This is a genomic window from Psychrobacter sp. KFRI-CH2-11 (assembly GCF_038239325.1).
GTDB classification, from domain to species: domain Bacteria; phylum Pseudomonadota; class Gammaproteobacteria; order Pseudomonadales; family Moraxellaceae; genus Psychrobacter; species Psychrobacter celer.
On record NZ_CP151283.1, the window covers coordinates 949,178 to 966,705 of the forward strand.

The window sequence follows — 17,528 nt, forward strand, 5'->3', positions numbered from 1 at the left end:
ACCTACCTAGTAGTCACGAATATTTGGGGTAAAAAAACCGCTAATTTATCTAAAAATAACAGTAGAAACAATGGTTTATGATAAAACCCCTGCGCTGCTATCAGGACGCCTATCAAGCTTATCTATCACCAAGCGGGGTACAAATCTGCAACATGTTATCAGTTTGTAGCGCTTCTACATTTCCTTACAGTCAGCTCCTTATTATCTGCCGGCAACGGCTTGAGTGTTATTTTTGCAATTGCTTGTGCAAGATCCGCCGTAGCGTCAAGATAGTCTGAGGGTTGCTCTGAATACTATGACCCCCATTTATAATGGTCTCAGAAGCTGCACCGTCTAAGTGCGCACTGGTATAAGGCACGATGCCGTCTGATAGACGTTCAGTCAACGCTTGGCTGATGTTTTTATCGACGGTGACTGCGGCCACCAGCGGCTGTGTCGATGTTTTATCGTTAGCAGCGTCGGTAGCGCTAGTATTGGTAGCGTGACTGTCTTTCTCGTCTTTTATGGCTTGTGACAAGTCGATTTTGGCATTGCCTGGCTGCATCTGTGCCAGCCCTTTGGTGATATCTGAATCGTTATTGGCGATGATGGAGTGATAAGTAATACGGTCATTGATGGAGATATCTCGGGTCAATTGAATAAATGAGGATTTGTCACTCAATTGGCTGGCACCGTTTTGTAGGTATAGAGCGCCAAGTGGGTTTTGTGCCAAGTCGCCTTGGGTGGCAATGGTCGCCAGATTATCTGTGACCGTCTTGACCAGCCCAACGGGCAGATACACAATGCGGCGCAGCGCACGGGTAAACCAGCGGTCTGCATAATCGGTGCCGCGAAACGGCGCTGATAAAAACACTGCCGTATCCACTTGCGGTAAGGTTGTGAGCTCAAAGCGCTCTTTGAGCTCGGTCTCACCAAATGAGGCTTTAAGAGCATCACGAATTTGCCGCTTTTCGCTATTAGAGAGCAGGTTTTGATCGTCTAAGCTGTCTAAATCCTCGACCAGATTGTCGTCTGATAGCATCATACGGGCGATGACAGCGCCCATGCTGTGGCTGATAATCACGCTGTTTTTGCTGGCGCGGTTCTGCCCTTGCGGGTCGGTTTGGGCATAAGTGCTATTGATTAGGCGCTGGATTTGATAGCGGTTTTCTAAGATTGGTAGATTGGTAGGATAAAATATCTGCCAGACTTGATAGTTATCGCGCAGCTTATCATCGTTTAAGATATCGTTGGTCAAATTGACCCACGTTGCAGGACTAGAGGCAAGGCCGTGCAGCATAATCAGCACGCGCTTATCAGGGTCATAGGGCTCGAGCATAAACAGCTTGGGCAGTCGGGCGTCAGGCTGGCGAGTGATGAGATTAAGATAACCGACACCGTCCAGCTGGTTTTCTGCCAACCAAAGACCATAGCCTGCCGAAAAATTGGCCGCGATGGGGTAGTTATCACCCAAGATATTGACATGCTCTGTTTGATACGGGTTATAGAGGTGGATATCGAGCGTGCGGCTGCTCAGCGCGTCTAAAACGCTATCGCCGCTGGGCTTGATAAGACCGGTCAATAACAGATGGCCTGTAGGATAGATACGCGAGCTTGGGTTACTCTCATTCTCATTGACGCTGTCACTGTTTTGCTCATAGGACAATCGCCCCGCCAACGACGACGCCAATAGTTGCCGAATCGTCGTGGTATAACGATCATCCAACGATGCCACTAGGCTGATGCCGAGCCCCGGGCGTTTGCTGATAGAGTTTAGGCCAGAGAGGCGCAGCTCGTAAGTGGAGACTAGGTCGGCAAGTGCTGAGGCTTGCTTGTGCGCATTTTGTAAGTAGCTGTTTTCGTTTGGCAGATAGACGCCAAGCTGATAGTCATCAACGGCTATTTTCATCACTTTGATTTGGTCAGTGGGTTTGCCTGTGAGCGGTGATAAATTGGCGATGGCTGCTTGCTCGCTGCTATCACGCTTGCTTGAGGTGATGGGGAGGTATTCTATCTGTGCCTCGCCCATCAGTTTGTCCGTGCCATCAGCGGACTTATACAGCTGAGTGATGATATCGTTGCTGGCCGCGTTATATATGTCTTGGGTCTGAATATCCGTATCATTGGGAATACGGTTTTGTTGCTGCGACTGCCCGCTGGCCTTATCCGCTCCCTCAAAATCGTGTATGAGCGCATCATAAAACAAATAGGTGTAGCTCGATTTTACCGCATCAAATAGCCGCTCTTGATAGTCATTGAGACAGCGACTGGTGTTTTGTTGCTGGGCTTTGGCGTCTTCTGCACTTAGCGGCGCATTGGCATAATAGGGATCAAGCGGCGGACGAGACAAGGCGTCGCGGCAGGCTTGCGAGCGTGCCAGCTGACGGGCTTTGGCATAGTGTAGCTCGGCAAAAATCGCTAAAGCAGGGCGGTAGTGTTTATTTAGTATGCTATCGGTCAGCTGCGTCAAGCACAGATCAAACTGCTGCATACAGGCTTGCTCGTTTAGCCCTGCAGATAGCAGCGCTGAGGCGGTGTCACTACTCAGTTTTTTGTCAGTGACGATATTGCCGCGCTGGTCGGCGATGGTTTTGGCGGAGGTTTGTTTGTTGACAGACACCGTGCTACAGGCAGGCAGTAGCGCTACTGCGACAAGCAAAACTGCTAGGGTCATCGACCGCGTTTTTTGATTGGTGTGCATCATCGGTTTGATAAGGCTAAGCGGCGTCATAAGTCAATCCCAAAAATGAGTATCAAAAAGGCGAAGGAGTGCCGGCAGGCGTGCAGATAAGTGTAGCGTAACTTTTGCGATTAGACTATTTATTATCCAGCAAAAAAAACGCCTTCATTTTTAGTGAGAAAATGAAGGCGCTATAAGGGCTATCGGTCAAACAAGCTGATGTACAGCAGATTAGACGCTTGGTTTGACATTGATGTCAGGGGCAGGGATGTCCCAGATATAAAACTTACCTTCTTCGATAAGTTTGATTTGCTGAGGAATGATGTCGTTGTCGGGGTTCTGACTTTCGAGGCGACGCAGACGCTCCAAGGCTTTGTCACGGCGATCGCTAAGAAGGTCTGATTGTGCCAAGCTTTGCTCTGCTTCGGTATAGCCCAACGAGACGGCACGGTCTAAATACTTTTGACCTTCTTTAAACCCGCCACCTTCTGAGAGCATCATGCCATACAAGAAGTTGGCTTCGCCACTGTCTGGCTGAATTTTGATGGCGCGATCCACATACTGCCCACCGCGGATGGTATAGTCCGAGCCCAAGTCTAGGTTGCGGCCCATGCCATTGAGTTTCGCTGCTCGAATCAGTACATCATAAGACGCGTTCGGCGCTTTGGCATAAGGCTCAATCCACTCTGCCAACACCTTGATTTTTTCGCGGGTGTAGTGACGCTGTGAGCGGTTAGGGAAGTTGGGTGGGTAATGACGAGCGTTGGGTGAGACATCTTTGATAAAGTCATCGAGTAGGCTGACATCAAGCTTGTCATTATTATCGCCCGTCTGCTGCGGAATCAGTACCGTTGGTACAAAACTGATATCAGACAGTTGTACTTGCGGAGTGGGGATGTTGGTCAGCTGACCACTACGAAGGTCGATGCCAGTGGCACTCATCGGACCTGGGTCGTAGACACGTGTGGTACCAGTAAATTCAGGCGTCGCTGGTGGTCTGACGTCTTGTGGCTGCAACGTACTCATCGGCGGGCGGTTTTGTACGGTGGGTGGCTGCGGTGCGGTGACGGTTTGCGGCGCGGCAGCTTGAGGGGCTGGTGCATTGTTTGTGCTAGCCGCGTTATCCGCCTTTGGCTGAGCCAGACGAATAACACGTTTGCTTGAGTCGATGGCGCTCGGTACAGAGGCGTTAGAGGCATCAGTCGCGCTGCTCGCAGCTTGTGCTTCGGCTGCATGAGCAGGCGCAGAGAGCATCATGGCGCAAGCGGCAGCAACAGCTGTCAGAGTTGCCAGCGCTGGCGCTTTGGGAGATACGCTGGTCGATAATGTAGTGGTTTTCATAAAAATAGATACCTTATTAGTAAGTCAATATTAGTAAGTTAGTGTTTATTAGTATTCATAGGTTGGTTGTTGTATGATTTTATAATGTAGCTGATGGGCAGTATTTACTCATCTGAAGATACCTGAGACATCTCAGGGCAAAATCGTACAAATTTTTCATACCCTAGCAAATTAAACTGAGCGCTATCAGTAGTAGGATTGTTAATACGATAGCTTTTATAAGTGGTAAGCGGAGGCCTTCATACGGTTGGCCATCCAGCGCATCGTCTGGCGTACAGCGGGTGACAGCGCCGCACCCCCATTTGCGAGCGCCAGCTCACGGTGATGCAGCTCTTCGATATCCATTTGTGCCAATATCTCTTTTGAGCGCTGGTCTTGCTCTGGTAGCTGGGTGATATGATCTTGTAAATGCTCGCTGACTTGCGCTTCTGTCTCGGCGACAAACCCCAAGCTAAACTCATTGGAGATAGCACCTGCCACCGCACCCAGACCGAAAGACATGCCGTACCACAGCGGCGTAAAAATACTGGCATGGCTACCAAGCTCGTCTAGCCGAGTCTCACACCATACCAGATGGTCGACTTCTTCTTCGGCAGACTGCTGCATGGCTTGTTTGACGCCGTCGTCTTTTGCGCTAAAGGCTTGACCGTGGTACAGGCCTTGCGCGCATACTTCGCCTGTGTGATTGATGCGCATCAGCCCTGCGACATGACGCGCCTCAGTGATGCTCAGCTCAGGAATCTCATCACTACTCACTGGTAAGGGACGCGTGCTAGGATTTGAATGTGGGACGACAGCTCGTAACGCCTTATCGACCCCAACTAACAACTGGTCGACTTTGGACAAAGGACGCGGGGCCATAATTCACTCCTCATGACTTATAATCAAAAACAACAAACATTACTATAGCAAACAATCCAAAATATCAGCACCACTATTTATTATGCACGTGCCTACATATCGTCTGCGAAATGTATTATAAAACGCTCGCATCATGGGTTTGGATGACCGCCGCTTTGATATGTTTATGCAGCTTGATGTACAAAAACACGCCAAAGGCGATATTTAGCAGGCCTGTCACCAAAAACAACTGCGGTAGCGTCAAACCCAAGGCGTTTAAAATCACAATCGAAAAAATCGCTGAGGTGACCATAAATATCGCATTAAAGATATTGTTGGCACCCACGATACGAGCACGATGGCTTTTTGGCGCATATGCCTGCATCGACGCATACAGTGGTACGATGTACAAGCCGCCACTAAAACCCAAAAAGAATAAATCGGCAAAGACGCGCCACGTGCCACTCATCCCAACCAACTCACCGATACCCAGCAGTGTGCCATCAGCGACAGCCATATTTAGGCTAGATAAGGACCAATATAAGTCGACAGCAAAAATACTCAAGCCTGCGATACCAAACGGTAGTAGCCGTAAGCTGACTTGGTTTTTGGTCAGTGACTTACATAGCAGCGAACCGATCGATACGCCAACTGAAAACAGCGTTAATAAAAAAATCACCACCGACTCATCACCGTGCAAGATGACCTTGCTAAACTCTGGCGTCTGCGTCAAAAACGTCGCGCCATAAAACCAAAACCAGCTATTGCCAAGGATGACAAAAAACAAAAACGGCAAGGAGTATAGATAGCGTACTGTACTCAAACTGGTGGTGAAGATATTCCAGTTGATTGTCAGCGCCGGCTGCATCGCAGGCATCAGCGGAATAAAGCGTGCGGCCAAATAGCCTAGCATAGCCACTAGCAGCACCGTCGCACTGATCCAATAAAGCGATGCGGAGAGCTGTGTCAATACCCCGGCGACTATCATCCCCAGTAAAATCGCCAGTGAAGTGCCCATCTGAAACAAGCCATTAGCGCCGACCAGCTCATTTTCTTTCATTGCTTGTGGCAGATAAGCGTACTTGATTGGCCCAAAAAACGTCGAATGCGTGCCCATCAAAAACAGCGCCACAAACAGCAAACCATACCATTCAAAGACAAACCCCACGGCTGCCACCGCCATAATCACCAGCTCAAGCAATTTAATAAACTGCGTTAGCTTGGATTTTTCAAACTTATCAGCGATTTGGCCTGCCAATGCCGAAAATAAAAAATAAGGCAAAATAAACAGCATGGCGGCCAAGTTGTTTAAGATACTGACTTCCATACCCAGCTGGCTTGCCGCCGTATACGTCAGTACCAATATCAGCGCTTGCTTAAAAATATTGTCATTAAAGGCGCCCAAAAACTGCGTAAAAAACATGGCACTAAAACGGCGATGCTTAAATAATTGAAACTGATTGGCCATGAAAATTCCTACCGATGGGTCGCGGTTGCTGAGTAAAAAACCGTCAAATAAAACAGTCGGGTGATTATGATTGTTATTAATATCAAAAACTTATAAAAATATAGCATGGGGCTTGTAGCCATTAAGCCGTATAATAGCAAGGCTTTGCCAAAAATACATGCGTACAACGCTATGATTTCATAATTATCTAAGTTATGATTTGTAAATTTATATGGCTATATTGCCAAATATAGTGATAATTCAGACCACAGCGATAAGTTTATTCACCGGTAATGCTGAACAATGGCCATCGTTGTTGATACGGTACCGCGTGAGCTGATAGGAATCAATCATGAAGCACCAGCCATCAACTCTAACGCACAACGTATCGCTGACGCCGCAGGATACCTGTGGTCATAGTGCGATTGCCCGTAGTATTATCCGTTCTGATGACAGCGCTCGACCTCACGCCTTGTGCGCGCACGTTACGCGCTCAGCATTATTTACCGCGCTGACGACCAGCTTGGTGGGTTTTGGGGTAGCGCCTACGGTGTGGGCTGATGCGCCGCCTACGGTCATGATCAAAGATCCTGCCACTCAGTCTGCTAATAGTCGTTCAAGCGCTAGCCCAGCGCCGCGTGAGCCGTTAGAGGACGACTCGCAAATAGATGCCGCACTAGATGCGCTACGCCTAAAAAAAGCGGTGGAGCAAGGTATTGTCGATCAATCTGTGCTCGATGAGTATAGTGAGCAAAGCCTAGGCCTCAAAAAGTCAGACGTTAAAAAACCAACCGTTAAAAAATCAAACACTGTAAAGAGTAACTCTTCAATTAACGACCCTTCAAACCGATCGAATAACCAGACGAATAACACAAATGGCGCTGACCGTCATCAAAAAAATCAGGCCAGCATGATAGATGGTATCGATAACGATGCGCTGAATAACAGTTCACTTAATGACAATTCACCTAACGACAATTCACCTAACGACAATGCCCTAAGTAATGATGCGCTGGCTAGTGATATGTCTAATACAGGCACGAACGACAATCTGTTGCAGCAGGCCGCTGAGGTACAGCAGCAGGGTTATCAGATGATGACGCCTGAGCAGATAGAGCGTGAGCTGGCAGCTATTAATCGTCAAAATAATGACATGCTAGAGAGTAATAGCACGGTGACTGGCAATAGCAATGTCAGTACTCTTGACGGTGCTGGCCGCTATGACAGAGACTTTGACGCTCCGATTGCCAGTTTGGACGATACCACTCCGCCCGTGGGTTTGGATGTGGCACTGGATGCCACCAATTTGCCAGTCCCAAGTAACTTGGAGACGCTGGGTAAAAATGAGAAAGCTGAGCGCGCGGCAACACAAGCGCAGACAGACGAAGTGATGTCGCGTCCGATCGATGTTAGTGATTCGGTCAGCAGTGGCCGCACTAATGAAGCGACTGATAGCGAGATTGTGGCCAATACCAGCGCCGCTAATGGAGAAAGTGCCGCAGCACAGAACATCAATCCTGATGACTATTTGCCAGATTATCAAACCGATACGCAGGCAGTTAGCCAAAGTATCGAGCAAGCTGATGAAAAAAAACCGTTAGCCCGTAACAATGGCAATATCATCAAGCGCCTTTATAATCGGCTGTTTAATGGTGGGGTGAGGGCGTTGCCGCATGTCGACACCACTGTCTATCTGCAGCAGGCAGCAGATACAGACGATGGCAAACCAAAGCTCAAAAAAGCCGATGACGATACCCAACCGATAAAAAACATCAAAGCGGCGCTGGATGATACGACGGTTCAGTCAGTCGTTGACTTTACCGCAGCTTTGCCTCGCCTGCGTCAGACGGCATTAGATGCGGCAAAAGCGGTGGGGTATTATGATGTGACTCTGCGCTTGCGTCAGCCTAACAGAGATAGGATTGATGTCATCATCGAAAATCTGGGAGAGCCTGTGCGTGTGGATAGCCGCATCGTCGAGATTCGCGGCGAAGGCGGTGAGCAGCCGGAGTTTGCTGCGCTCGAAGCGGACTTGCCACCACAAGAGGGCGATGTCTTTAACCACCGTGTCTACAAAAACAGCAAAGCAGCTTTGGAGTCGTTGAGTAACACTTATGGTTATTTTGATGAGTATTGGCTAAACAAATCGGTCGATATCATCTTGCCAGACAACACCGCTGACGTCGCCTTGGTTTATAACACAGGCGATCGTTACGAGTTTGATGACGTGGTGTTTTTTACTTATGATGAAGCGACCAATACTCTGACACGAGACCCTGACAAGCTGCCAGTTGAGATGTCATTGTTACAGCAGCTCATCGGCTTTGAGCCGGGCGACAAGTTTTATCGGCCAGCGGTGACCAAGTTTAGTAACGATTTGTCGGCGACCCGTTATTTTAACACCGTCAACGTAGAGTCCATCTTGCCACCTGATGAGAGTAGCGAGGCGAGCACGTTGGCCTTTGACAATGCGCCTACTGCCAATACTGCGTCTACTGCCAATGGTGATGAGATATTGGACAATGATGTCAATAATGGTGCGATCAACAATGCCGCCACGGCAGCCAGCACAGCCAGTAATGACGGGCGTATGAGTGCAGAAAACAGCGGTGTCGCAAGCGAAAGCTCGGCCAGTAATAGCGGCGCGACGGTCGACCCTGCCGATATCGCGGCCATTGAGTTTGAGGCAGACGAAGCCACGCTAGATAAGCTACAAGCCATCAAACGAAAAGCTGAGCGCTTAAGCCGCTTGCCAAACGATCGCGTACTCGACGAAAAAGACCAAGAGGCGGACAGCATCTTGGGTAAAATCAGTGACTCCATCAGTAATGTGGCGCAAAAGATATTTCCAGACGAAAAAAACTTACTGGCCGACGAAAACTTTGTGCCGCCCACGCTGGCAGGACGTAAAACCCCGCAAGACGTGGCTGAAAGCAAAAAAGTACCGCTGTATGTTTTTGTGTCCTCCAACAAGCCGCGTGATGCGCAAGTCGGTCTAGGTTATGGGACAGATACAGGTGTCAGGGCCACTGCCAAAATAGATTATAATTTGCTCAATCGTCAAGGCTATCAAGCGGGCGCAGAAACTGAAGTTTCAAGAATCACAAAAAATGTCGCTGTCTATGGCAGCAGGCCTTGGAAACATCCGCTCAATGATAAGTTAGATGGGCGTCTGACCTATGAAGAAGAGGTCATTGATCAAGGCGAAGGTAACTTTGATTTGTCCACCAAAACGCTAAAAGCGGCCATTGCCCGCAATATCCGCCGTGACAGTGGCTGGAACCGCAGCTACTCTATGCGTTATCGCTTAGATGAGCTAGAGACGGGCGTAGATGAGACAGAGCTTGATGATCTGCCCATTCGCTTTACGTCTTCTAAGCCCAAGCAGCAAGCATTACTGTTTGGCTATGGCATGAACAAAACCGACGTGGACAGTACGACCAACCCGACTCGCGGTATCCGCCAGTATTACTCGCTCGAAGCTGGGACTGACAAAGCGCTGAGCGACACCGACTTGGCCATCGTTCGCGCTGGTGTCAGTGGTATTTATAGCTTTGGCGATGATAAAAAACATCAAGTATTGGGTAGTCTCAATACAGGCTATATTTGGGCAGATGATTTTTATGATGTGCCTTATAAGCTGCGTTTTTTTGCAGGCGGCGACCAAAGCATTCGCGGCTACGACTATGAGAGTTTATCCCCGCTGGATAAGGGCTACTTGACGGGCGGGCAGGTGCTGGCAGTCGGTAGCGCTGAGTATAACTATGAGTTTAGACCAGGGTTTCGCGGTGCTTTCTTTACGGATGTGGGCAATGCCTACGACAAAGACTTTGAGACAGATACCAAGGTCGGCGTCGGTGTCGGTATCCGCTGGGCTTCCCCTGTCGGTGTGGTACGGGTGGATGTCGCCGCGGGTGTGACAGAGGAGAGTATTCCGGTTAGACTGCACTTCTTTATTGGCTCGCCCTTATAGATTTATTGTCATTTTTCGTATTTATCGTACCGATTGCTGGTAATCATTCTTTAACGTAGTTGAGTGTCATGCTGACAAAAAACACCCCACCCAATAACGCACCAGATGAAGATCCAGCACAGCGCGATGCTCGTGCTGTCAGGCGTTGGTATCCGCTGTCTTTTTTGCTCAAACTGCTGGTACTCATCACCATCGTCTTGGCGATTATGTTGGTGGCGTTTTTTTATGCTGCGGGAACCGATTCGGGCACGAAGTTTATTTTAGAAAAAGTCAGTGCTGAGACAGGCATTGATTTTAAATATGGCCGTGGCAATCTGCGCGATGGTATTTGGGTCAGCGATATCGATATCAACGCGACTGACGACCTTGAGGTATTGGTCGATAAGGCGTATGTAAAAATAGGCTGGCGTGCGGTGTTTGCCAAAGAAGTGCATCTGCGCGATGCAGACATTCATACCATTGAGATCATCAATAACCAGCCGCCAACGGACGAGCCATTTGATTATAAAACCCTGCAACTACCAGTGAACCTGCGTTTTGATCAGGCCAAAATAAAAAACATCATTTATAAACAAGTGACCAAAGAGCCTATCGTGGTGCATGATATCGCCGCCCGTGATTTGACATGGGTTGGTACTCAGGTCACCGTGGGTCGTGGCGACTTACAGTATGCTGATATCGTCAAAGTCAGCGCATTGCAAGGTGAGATTGAGCTGCAGGGTGATTACCCGTTAGATTTGAGCGCTATCGTAGAGGTCAGCGCGCTAGAAAAAGCCTATATCGATCCGCTCGATGTCACAGCCACAGGTACGCTAAAACGCACCGTTGGTAAAGTGCGTAGCCGCTATAACGACAGCGATGTCAGCGGTAGTTTTGTCGCTCAGGGTTTAGATGATGGCTCGCCGTTTCAGGCAAAACTGCAATGGGATGATATCTTGATTCCGTATGCTGAGAGCCAAAACATCCGCCTGCAAAGCGGTACGGCGACAGCTACAGGCGTCATCTCCGAGATACGCCTGCGCATCAATACCGAGCTGACTGCCAAAGACATCCCATCAGGGCATTATCAAGGCCGCGGTATCATTGCCAATAGTCAGCTGCGCGTCGATCGCTTAGATGCTCAAGTACCCGCGGGTCATCTTGTGTTACAAGGCATCTTGGACTGGCAAGACAGCTTTGATGCCAAAGTGCGCTCCACTGGCAGTAACTTTGATATTCGCCGTGCCATTCCAGATGACTACGCCGACTTTAAAGCATATGCACCGCAAAAATTAAATGGCAGACTGTCAGTCCATTATCAGCATCAAGACAGTAATGGTAATCTACAGATAGATGCTGATTTGCGCCAGCGTGATGGCGAGCACGTCAACGCCAATATCGCTCGTGGCAAAACATCGGCCAAATCCACACAAGCTGCGCCTTGGTATATCGATGCCAATTGGCAAAACCTTATCCGCCGTGATGTACCAAGCATCGGCAATATCGACAGCCCACGTGGGCAAGCAGACGTCATCATCCGCGGCTCGCGCCTGTCGGTCGATGCCAATGCCACCATCAATGAGCTAAACGCTGCCCCTAAAGGCAACTATGATGTACGCGTGCGTAAAGTCGGCGACGTCATTAATATCAATCGCCTCAACTACAATGGTGTGGTGGGCGACTTGTCTGGTACTGGCCAGATCCAGTTGGCGCGCAAAAACCGTCCGCTGACATGGCAGATAGATGCACGTACCAATGGCTTGCTACCAAAAGCGTATCGTAGCGATTTGCCGCTAGAGCGCCTCACTGGCAGTATCAGCGCGCGCGGTCGTTTGCTCAATATCAACAAGGGCGGCGCGCGCGGCCAGCGTCATATCGTCACCCTAAACAATACTGACTTACAAGCAGCGCTTGATGCCACACAAGACGGCCGTCGTATTGGGCTGACAGGCACAGGCGATGCCAGTGTCGATATCGTCGGAGGTGAGCTGTCGGTATTTGACGCTCGTTTTGATGGTCAGGTCGATACCGCTGATGTACCAAAAGGTCGCCTCTCAATTGACGCAGCGGGCACGCCAAAACTCATCAGCATTCGAAACGTAACCTATAACGGTGAAGCAGGGGCGGTCAATGCCAAGGGCGTTATCGACCTGCGCAACCATATCGGCTGGACAGTAGATGGTCGTTTTGACAAGTTTAATGTGGGATATTTTTTACCCAATAATCCAGCGATTATCACAGGCGACTTGACCACCAGCGGTGTGTGGCAAACGGCCGCCAAAGACACCCCCAACGCCTCAGGAAAGTTGCAGCGTTTTGCCATAAACTTCGATGGCGTGTTAGACGCCGAGCAGCTACCAGCGGGTCAGCTGACGATAGATGCCAGCGGCGATGCTCAGTTGATTCGTATCAAGCGTCTGCGTCATATAGGTGCTGCGGGTAGTATCGATGCAACAGGTACGGTTGATGTACGTCAAGGCATCGCGTGGGATATCAAGGCGGTCATGGATCGTTTTAATATCGGATACTTCCTAAAAGATACGCCAAGCCTCATCACTGGTACGATCGATACGGACGGCCGCTGGGGGGACAACCAGCAAACCGTCAATATCAGACAGGTAGATTTAAGTGGTCGACTAAAAGGCCAGCCGCTCAGTGCCAAAGGCAGCTTGACGGCGAAAATGCGGTTGCCAAAAGATATAGCAAGCTACTTTAAACGCTTACAAACGCAGGATGCGCAAGCGCAATATAAACAAGTCAATGCGCTAATCGATAGCTTAAATGCCGATAATTTGGTGCTACGCTGGGGCGACAACTACATCACTGCTGATGGCAACGCCCAGCAGCTGCAAACCAAAATCAATATCACAAGCCTTGATCAGCTATCAGACAAATTTGCGGGTAAAGTCACAGGCGGCGCAACCTTATCGCAGCCAGCAGGACAGGCTCTGCCCACCATTTATGTCGATTTGGTCGGTGAGCGCATCGCGCTGCCAGGATTTATCCTGCGTCAAGGCCGAGTGCGCGGCAAGCTTGTCAATTTAGCAAACAGTCCAAGCCAGCTTATCGTGACGGCAGAAGGTCTGGATGCGGCAGGGCAAAGCTTTAAAAGTGTCAAAGCGTCCTTTAATGGCACCGAGCAGGCCCATGTGGTCGATCTGGATGTGGCTAATGAGCAGCTCGATATTGGTGCTAGACTCAAAGGCGGCTTTAATCGTGACAAGCTTGTCTGGTCAGGGGTCATCGGTAAAGGGCGTATAAAGTCTAAATACGCCACCCTAAACCAGCTGCAGCCTGCTCAGCTGATTGTCAACTTGCCTCATGAGCAAAACGGCAGTCGCAACGACTTTAAAGTACAGCTGGCCGCACACTGCTGGCAAGCGTCTGACCAAAGTGGCAAGCTGTGCCTACGCGACAACTTAATTGCCTCACCAGACAAAGGCGAAGTCAATATCGCCTTACAAAACCTCGATACCACGCTGTTTTCAGTATTTTTGCCCAAAGATATTGACTGGCATGGCAAGATAAATGGTAAGGCTATCGTTGGCTGGCAGCGCGGTCGTCCACCGACCATCAATACCACGCTATACTCGGACAATGGCAAAATCGGCTTGATTCAAGATGGTGATAGTGCGCCGGTGACATTACCGTACAAACGCGTGTCCTTGATTGCACTGTCGGTGCCTGAGGGTATCAAGATACGCACAGATATCAATACAGGGCGCGGCGCCCGTGGCTATGCTGAGGTGGTTGTAGACCCCTATAAGACCCCCAAGCCAATCTCTGGCGCGCTGGTACTCAATGAGCTGAATTTAGCGATATTTAAGCCGTTTTTCCCCGGCATGCGAGTATTGGAGGGCAATGTCACGATGGCAGGTGGTCTGGGCGGTACATTGGATAAACCGCAGTTTTATGGTGATGTCAAACTGGCAGATGGCCGTATTGCCATGCTCGATTTGCCTGTCAATCTGACCAATGTCAATACTGAGGCCAAAATCCGCGGCACCCAGGCGACCATCGATGGTACCTTTAATAGCGGTTCGGGCACAGGTACTTTGACAGGCACGGTGAATTGGCAGCAAAAACTGCAAGCCAAGCTCAGTGTCGTCGGTGAGCGCTTGGTCATCACCCAGCCGCCTTTGCTCGTCGCTGAGATCAACCCTGACATCGATATCATCGTGCGTCCAGGCGATCGTTATGTCGATATCAAAGGGGCAGTGAGCGTGCCGTCAGCGACCATCCGTCCGCCAGAGGCCAGCGAAGATATCATCACTCAGACAGAAGATGCCGTCGTTCTTGACCGCCGCTTGATTGGCAATATCGATGAGGTATTAGCAGTCTCCAAGCCTTGGTCGATCAATGCCGATATCGGTGTCGACTTGGGTGACGATATCAACTTCCGCGGCTTTGGTGCGGTCATTCCTTTGGCTGGGGCGATTAACATCAATCAAAATGGCACTGGTATCATGCGCGCAAAAGGGGTCGTTCAGGTGTCACGTCGCACCAATATCAACGCTTTTGGTCAAAGTCTGGAGCTAAACTATGGGCAAGTACGCTTTAATGGCGATGTGATGAAGCCCAACCTTAGTATCGAGGCGGTCAAAACCATCAGTGGTAAGACGGTAGGCTTACGGGTTAAGGGTAATACAGAAAACCCAAATATCATCGTCTTTAATAATGCAGGACTCACCCAGCAGCAAGCGATGAATGCTCTAGTCACCGGTAGAATCAATAACAAGAGCGCCACCCAAATCAGTGAGCAAGGCTTTAAGTCGCAGGTCACCAACAACTTGGCGGCGGCTGGCTTGAGCTTTGGCCTTAGCGGCACGCGCAGCCTGACCAACCAGATAGGTCAGGTGTTTGGTTTGCAAAGTCTGACCGTAGATGCCTCAGGCAGTAGTGAAGACACTAATGTCAATGTCACAGGTTATGTGACACCGGATCTGTATATTCGTTATGGCGTGGGGGTGTTTAATGCCCAAAACAGCTTGTCTATTCGTTATCAGCTGACACGGCGCATCTACGTCGAGGCTACCTCAGCTGCAGAAAACGCGGTGGATGTGGTATATAGTTGGCAGTTCTAAAAGGGATATGGTTAGTTGAACATAAAACAGTTATAGATTGAGAGTCACGGCTGGTATACATTTTTCTTATTTGGCTGCAATCTATCTCACTGCTATCCCTATTTTTAAAATGGGGGCATGCTGCAATAAAAAACGCCTTTGATACAAGGCGTTTTTTATTATCGGGGATGTCTGATAACAGGCAGGTACCAGTTTATTTGGTCAAAATCAAACGGTTATTACGAGTTAGGCGCAGGCGATACTCTTCGCCTTCATGTTCGATACGGACTTCTTTGGTTAAGGCAAATAGGTGCTGCGACTGCAAAGTAGGCAGACGATTTTCGCGACAGTTTAAGTAACGAGAGATGACCATGCTCATAATAAATTCCTTTTGATAAAGTGATAAAACAGTAAGTGGCAATAGAACTACTACCTTTAACGATAATAATTATCATTTAGATTTAATGGTTTTGCAAGCCAATTGATAAAATAAAATGCAGTTATTATGTAAACTTATATAAATCCCTTGTCATCAACCACTTTTTTGTGTTCGCAGAATATAGAAAACCAGCCGTTTGCTAAAATCAGCGCATCACTAAAGGCAGTCAGATCGCAGTCAGTATTTCATCATCAATATCATTCATCACTACTATTATTACTATTTTTAAGTAGCTATTAATGCCCTCAAGGACCCTCATGACCCGCATAAACCATCCTTCGCTCATTACCAACACTGCCCACATGCCTGCCAGCACCAAAGCCAATGCTAGCGCCAACGTTGTCAATGTCGCCGTGGCTGTCATTTATTATAAAAACTGCTATCTCCTTGGGTTTCGTCATGCCGCGCAGCATCAGGGCAATCTTTATGAGTTTGTCGGTGGCAAGATCGAAGCACAGGAGGGCGCCGAGCGGGCGTTAATACGAGAAGTCGCCGAAGAGACAGGCATCAACGTCGCTGACAACCTGATGGTCAAGCTTGGCCGTATCCATCACGACTATGGTGATAAGCAGGTCAGCTTGCAGGTATATCAAGTTGAGCTGACAGCAGAGCAATACGAGCAGCATAAACTGGCTGAGTATGGTCTAGAAGGGCAGGTGCTCAAGTGGGTGGATAGGCGAGCGTTACTGGCAGGTGAGTACCCGTTGCCAGCGGCCAATCGTACGATTCTACAGTGGCTGCAGCTGCCACCTGCAATCGCCATCACTTATCCCTTAGCGCATTTTGGCGGCCATACCGATCCAGCGGCAGCATGGCTGGCCTACCACCAGCAGCACCTTTTGCCCAGTGCGTGGGTGTATGTACGGCTCAAAGACGCAAGTGTGTCGCGCGCTGACAGAACAGTTGCCCAGCTTATGCAGCAGCGACCAGATATTCAGGTTATTTTGCCATTAACTGATGGTAGCCTTAGTAGCGCTGAGATTAGGGATACGCCCACTTCTCAGGTGCTAATGGTACACCAGTCCATCAGCGCATACCATCTGACTCACACGGAGCTGCTGCGCTGGCAACATAGCCAATATGGTCAGGCGGCAGCTGCCGACTCAATACCCGCAGGGCAACCACTTATCGTCAGCTGTCATGATGCCGAGAGCATCGCCGCCGCCAATCAGCTGGCACGCATGCGCATCGAGCAGCAACTGCCGCCCGTCATCGGTATTTTTATATCGCCCGTCCTGTTTACCCAAACCCATCCTGATACTGCGCCACTTGGCTGGCAGGCATGGTCTGCACTGACCAAACTGGCTGACATGCCCGTCATTGGTTTGGGTGGATTATCGCCGTCAATGATCGATAAGGCCAAGCAATACGGCGGCGTCAGTGTGGCGGGTATTCGTCAGTTTTTATAGGCCCAAAACAGCAAAAACACAACAAATATTAAGTCGGCTAAACCACTGATTTTCTAGCGTATTTATCTGCTTGGTAAACATGTATTTATATTGCATCATAAACACATATTTACTTACAAACCGTTGCGTTTCCCTACATTGCGACACTGTTTTTGTGGGGTGGCTGGCCTTAATATATACCGTCTAACAAAGTCAATTAAATACCGATTAAAACGCGTCTAGGCAGCTGACTGTTTATCGCTTATCTAACGATACCTTATTATAAAAACAGTATGGCAGACACAGCATTTAGTAAATAGTATTTAATAAAAAGGCGCGTTGATGCTTACCTAAATTTTCAGGCATTTAGCTTAATCATACATAGAAAACCGGGCGATA

The 17,528-nt window shown here is 49.1% G+C and carries 8 protein-coding genes; 3 read left to right on the plus strand and 5 right to left on the minus strand.

Translation table 11 applies throughout. The features are described from left to right. Positions 1-226 precede the first annotated feature (226 nt). The 4 genes from AADH33_RS03990 to AADH33_RS04005 all read right to left on the minus strand — a co-directional run bounded on the left by AADH33_RS03990 (position 227) and on the right by AADH33_RS04005 (position 6,308). A complete protein-coding gene (locus AADH33_RS03990; RefSeq protein WP_348549634.1) occupies positions 227-2,710 on the minus strand; it encodes an esterase/lipase family protein in 2,484 nt (827 codons plus the stop codon). Positions 2,711-2,890: 180 nt separating this feature from the next. After that, positions 2,891-4,000: a tetratricopeptide repeat protein gene (locus tag AADH33_RS03995; RefSeq protein WP_348549635.1), complete on the minus strand. Its 1,110-nt coding sequence runs from the start codon at positions 3,998-4,000 to the stop codon at positions 2,891-2,893. 216 nt (positions 4,001-4,216) lie between these two features. Continuing rightward, positions 4,217-4,861: a 2-polyprenyl-3-methyl-6-methoxy-1,4-benzoquinone monooxygenase gene (gene coq7 / locus AADH33_RS04000; protein WP_348549636.1), complete on the minus strand. Its 645-nt coding sequence runs from the start codon at positions 4,859-4,861 to the stop codon at positions 4,217-4,219. Between the two features lie 115 nt (positions 4,862-4,976). Next, positions 4,977-6,308 carry an MFS transporter gene (locus tag AADH33_RS04005; RefSeq protein WP_317053558.1) on the minus strand — a complete coding sequence of 444 codons (1,332 nt, stop codon included), beginning with the start codon at positions 6,306-6,308 and terminating at the stop codon, positions 4,977-4,979. 331 nt (positions 6,309-6,639) lie between these two features. Here AADH33_RS04005 and AADH33_RS04010 point away from each other — a divergent pair, with 331 nt between their 5' ends. Both AADH33_RS04010 and AADH33_RS04015 read left to right on the plus strand, forming a co-directional pair. Beyond that, a complete protein-coding gene (locus AADH33_RS04010) occupies positions 6,640-10,260 on the plus strand; it encodes an autotransporter assembly complex protein TamA (protein ID WP_348549637.1) in 3,621 nt (1,206 codons plus the stop codon). 68 nt (positions 10,261-10,328) lie between these two features. After that, positions 10,329-15,323 carry a translocation/assembly module TamB domain-containing protein gene (locus tag AADH33_RS04015; protein WP_348549638.1) on the plus strand — a complete coding sequence of 1,665 codons (4,995 nt, stop codon included), beginning with the start codon at positions 10,329-10,331 and terminating at the stop codon, positions 15,321-15,323. 193 nt (positions 15,324-15,516) lie between these two features. Here the strand turns inward: AADH33_RS04015 and AADH33_RS04020 are convergent, their stop codons facing one another. After that, the gene (locus tag AADH33_RS04020; RefSeq protein WP_010200173.1) at positions 15,517-15,681 is read right to left on the minus strand and encodes a hemin uptake protein HemP; all 165 of its coding nucleotides are present in this window, start codon (positions 15,679-15,681) and stop codon (positions 15,517-15,519) included. 317 nt (positions 15,682-15,998) lie between these two features. Here AADH33_RS04020 and AADH33_RS04025 point away from each other — a divergent pair, with 317 nt between their 5' ends. Continuing rightward, positions 15,999-17,150, plus strand: a complete 1,152-nt coding sequence (locus AADH33_RS04025) for an NUDIX domain-containing protein (RefSeq protein WP_348549639.1) — start codon at positions 15,999-16,001, stop codon at positions 17,148-17,150. Positions 17,151-17,528 lie beyond the last annotated feature (378 nt).